The organism is Streptomyces sp. NPDC026417 (assembly GCF_055567695.1).
Window position 1 is genome coordinate 1 of sequence record NZ_JBVHPY010000091.1, and the last position, 4,044, is coordinate 4,044.

General features: G+C 58.4%; 4 protein-coding genes and 1 pseudogene. 2 read left to right on the forward strand and 3 right to left on the reverse strand.

All coding sequences use genetic code 11. The features are described from left to right. Positions 1–81: pseudogene (locus ACZ4NT_RS38895) on the forward strand (IS5/IS1182 family transposase); the annotation flags it as partial. A 22-nt stretch (positions 82–103) separates the two neighbouring features. Here ACZ4NT_RS38895 and ACZ4NT_RS38900 read toward each other — a convergent pair. From ACZ4NT_RS38900 to ACZ4NT_RS38910, 3 genes are all read right to left on the reverse strand, one after another. Then, positions 104–409 carry a hypothetical protein gene (locus tag ACZ4NT_RS38900; RefSeq protein WP_467730150.1) on the reverse strand — a complete coding sequence of 102 codons (306 nt, stop codon included), beginning with the start codon at positions 407–409 and terminating at the stop codon, positions 104–106. A gap of 423 nt (positions 410–832) precedes the next feature. After that, the gene (mvk, locus tag ACZ4NT_RS38905; protein WP_467730151.1) at positions 833–1,873 is read right to left on the reverse strand and encodes a mevalonate kinase; all 1,041 of its coding nucleotides are present in this window, start codon (positions 1,871–1,873) and stop codon (positions 833–835) included. A gap of 162 nt (positions 1,874–2,035) precedes the next feature. Next, the gene (locus ACZ4NT_RS38910; RefSeq protein WP_467730152.1) at positions 2,036–2,998 is read right to left on the reverse strand and encodes a polyprenyl synthetase family protein; all 963 of its coding nucleotides are present in this window, start codon (positions 2,996–2,998) and stop codon (positions 2,036–2,038) included. A gap of 663 nt (positions 2,999–3,661) precedes the next feature. On the opposite strand from ACZ4NT_RS38910, the gene ACZ4NT_RS38915 reads away from it, so the two are divergent. Beyond that, positions 3,662–3,919: a hypothetical protein gene (locus tag ACZ4NT_RS38915; protein ID WP_467730153.1), complete on the forward strand. Its 258-nt coding sequence runs from the start codon at positions 3,662–3,664 to the stop codon at positions 3,917–3,919. Positions 3,920–4,044 lie beyond the last annotated feature (125 nt).

Sequence of the window (4,044 nt, forward strand, 5' to 3'; positions counted from 1 at the left end):
CGGGCCAGATGCTCCACCCGCCGCATCGGCACCATCGTCCAGGCCGTCCACACCCTCCTGACCTGCATGCATTCAGGATGAAAGAGGCTCAGTGACAAGTTTTTCAGTCGAGCCTGGACTGGAGACTCTGCACTCGTGCCAGGAATTCCTCAATGTCGCTGCGGCGGTGAATTTTCGGGCTCTCGGCAACCTTAAAGCCAGGGGCCGAGGTGGGATCTACTTCTCGTGTGAGGAATTTTTCTATCAGACGGTCGTAGGGGCTTGGGACTCGCGTCTTTCCTGTGGGATCAGTCAAGGCGGGTGCGAGTTCCTCGGCAACAGAATCCAACCAGAGTCGTCGGAACTGCTCGAGACCCTTGTCGCTTGCAGGGAAGCATTGGGCCAGTTGCACGTACTCGTTCTCGATCACACGCTCCAACTCAACTAGCCAGGAAGTCAATTTAAATTCGACATGCCCGCCGGAAGGTTCGGTCGAATTGTCCGTGCATGTTGCCATTGCTCTTCGCCCGTTCCGTTCATTGTTAAAGCCTGCAAGTTGGATCTGCGGAGGAATGAACTCCTGGATTAGGTGGATGCTTTCGTTATTTTCTGCGCGACGTTCCTTTTCTTGCGGTAATATTCAAGACGCTGGTATCTCCCAATACTTGCCTCCGGCGGAGTCCGAAACCCACTCGATGTCGCCCGCGCACTGGCTCTCCGCGCCTCTGCCGTCGGGTCCTTTTATAAGTACGCGCTGACTGAACTTGAGGCCATGGCCACGCGAGAGCTAGGGCCGCCGCGAAGTCGCTCGCAGACGAGGCCAGACCCGCCCAGTGGGGCCGTGTCGCAAGTGTCAACGACGTAACGGCCCGCTCTCGTCGATCAGCCCACGTCTGGCGGTCCCCCTCAAAGGAGCGGTCCAGGTCCTCACTGCACCCGCCCGATGTAGCTGTCCGGCAACCTCTCTCGCCCGCTCTGGCTGGGTCAGCGCGATCATGCAACCGCCTAGGCCCCCGCCGGTGATCTTGGCTCCAAGGCTGCCGGCCGCGAGGGCGGCATGTACAAGTGCGTCGACCCGGTCTGTGCTCAGATGAGAGGTGCGCAGCAGTTCGTGATAAGCCGTCAACCGGGTACCGAACTCCTCCAGTTGTCCATCGGCGAGCGCGCGGGTGGCTTCGACGGTCAGCTGAGAGGCTTCTCTGACGAAGAAGTCCAAGGTCCCGGTGTGGCGCTCGAAATCTCTGCGCAACATCCCGACCGCGTCCTTGGTCCGGCCCATCTCACCGCTGTCCGCGACAATCAGTAAGGCTTCGCAACGGACATCCAGGTCCTGCACATCGCCTCGCTGAAACAAAAGCGGACCGTCGGTGCCGACGGCTCGGGCGTCGACGCCGCTGGCTCGACCGTGTGCCACGTTCTCGGATGCCTGCACCAGATCGAAGACCGTGTCTTCAGCCATATCAAGGTCGAACAAGTCGGCGATAGCAAGGGCAACCGCGCGCGCACACCCAGCACTGGAACCGAGCCCGCGGCCGGACGGCACCGCAGAGTCAATGATCACCTCAAGGTGCGGGGTGTCGGTGACGCCCATGACTGCCTTGAAGTCGGTGGCTAATCGGCGTAGGCCCTGTGATTCGTCAAACCGCAGAGACCCGGACGTGGCGCCAACTAGGGTAAAGGAAACCTCGCCGACATCAGGAGTAAGAGAAGACCAGCCAGCGCTAGCAGTGACCGCCAGTTGCGGAATGGGAACGGCGATGGCCGGCGCCCCATAGACCACCGCGTGCTCTCCCAACAGAATCGCCTTTGCATTAGCTCGACCGACACCGACCGAGCGAATCCGCTGGTTTTTCGCTACTCCCGGTGAAAAGCTCGCCTGGATCACATCACTCATTCCCCAGATTGCTACCGCATTGCGGTAGCGACTTGTCAGATCTGTACTTTACAGGGACCGTCACTGACGGCAGGCAACAGCATGCCTAGTCAGCATGCTTCGGTGCCTTGTGATTTTGGCGGCCGCTCTCGATTATATGGTAACTGGAGAGGAATAGATGCACTATCGGTCTCGGTGTATGGCGCGATCGGCTAGTTCAGCGAAGAATTCCTCAATGTCCGGGCTCAAACACGCCTTCTTCAGATAGGTCATGGCTAGATCGTGGTGCTCACGCGCCTCTTGTTCCGCCCGGCCACGCCCACCCAGCTGGGTAACCAAAGACTCCATAACTGGTATGTCGGATGCAGACGGGCCTTGAGGGCGGTCGTAGAAAGCAGCCAGCTCTCCGTCGTCCATCTCCATGGCCGCTACTACAGGAAGACTTTTCTTACGGGAGGATAGGTCGGATCCAACCGGCTTTCCCGTGCAGATGGGATCTCCCCAGATGCCGAGAATATCGTCAGCGCATTGAAAGGCCAGACCCAAGTATCGTCCGAAATTTCCCAGACTTTCCGCCCTTGCGGGTCCGGCGCCGCCTAGGAGGGCGCCGACCTCGCAGGCGAAGCTGAGCAGACTTCCAGTCTTTCCAGCAGACATGCGCAAGTATTCATCGACACCGACACAACTTTTCACCTCGAAGGAGATGTCGCGGGTCTGGCCGTCCATCAACTCGTTCAGGCTCCGCGCAAAGCACACGGAAGTCGAAGCAGCGTTGGCCGAATTCACCTCAGCCAGCACTTTCATAGCAAGCGCCAGTAGAGCATCACCAGCTAGAACGGCCGCTGACACACCAAACACCGACCATGCCGTGGCCCGGTGTCGGCGTGTGAGATCGCCGTCCATAATATCGTCATGCAACAGGGAGAAATTGTGGATCATTTCGACCGCGAGAGCACCGGTGACAGCCGAATTCATATCACCGCCTACGGCTCGACAGGACAGCAATGCCAGCTGAGCACGAAGCAATTTACCGGGATTTTCAACCTCAATTATCTGGCCCTCGGCGTTCCGCCACCCGAAATGGTACGCCAACACCAACCTCGTCGGATCCGGCATCTGCTCGACTAGCACACGCATGCGCTCCATGACAGTGTCACGCGCACCCGCCAGGATGGAGTCGCTGACGGCTGACTCCTGTGCGGCTCCAAGGTTACTCACGCAATGCTCCCATTCTTGTTTATTTCCGGCATCTTGAATCTTCCCGTCCGTCAGCCCTAAAGATTAAAGAGCTGATCAAGCCAGAAAAATCGTTGCTGGCGGGTTCGGATCTCCAAAACCATCCAAATCTCACCAATACTGTAAGAGTTAGCCACTTAGGTACTTTCGGCTTACGTGTTCAGTCGTATTCAGTCAGCAACTGGCCTGAGGGGGTAAGGGTCAAATGAGGCCGCACCTTATGGTCGTTCCGATGAATTTCCGAAGACGGCGATTCTCGCACTTCGGGAAACAAAGTAGAACTCGTCGACTACCGCACCATGTGCGACCCGATAGCAATGAACAAGGATAGGTGTGTAATTGAATTGCAATGCGCAGGTTGGGTACTAAATTAGCAGGCTGATTGCTTGAGATCCTAAGCAATCTGTACTCAGGCTCTCCAAAGATGATGAGACTCCAGGGCCGTGACCGGTTGGTGCGGCAGTGCACATCTCCGGGTCGATTCGTTACCGCTTGGTAGTTCCGTGAGCGGCGGCAAGCCAGGCTCCTACTAGGACTTGTCCGGCCGATCATGTTGCTGGTTAGGGTGCGAGCGTGTCGAAGACGAGCGTGAGCAACGAGGCCAGCAGCATGCTCTGCCTGTGGGGCGAGGTATGGGGAACCGGTCACTGGATGCGTCCGGGCGAGGAGTTCACGGTGGTGACGGAGGCGGAGGAGTCGCCGTTCAATGTGGTCGTGCATGGTCAGGGCATCACGGTCTGGGTGAACTCTGGCGACGATGCCGAGGTCTTCGACAAGAACGGAGGCCAGGTGCCGTGTGGGCGCCAGAGGCCAGCCGAGGGCGCTCTTTGAGCTGCGTCCCGGATCTTCAGGTCCGGAGTTAGATCGCCACGGCTGCCGCTGTCGCGGTGCCAAGGTAGACGTAACCGTGCTTGTCGTAACGGGTAGCGACAGCTCGGGACTGCTTCAAACGGTTG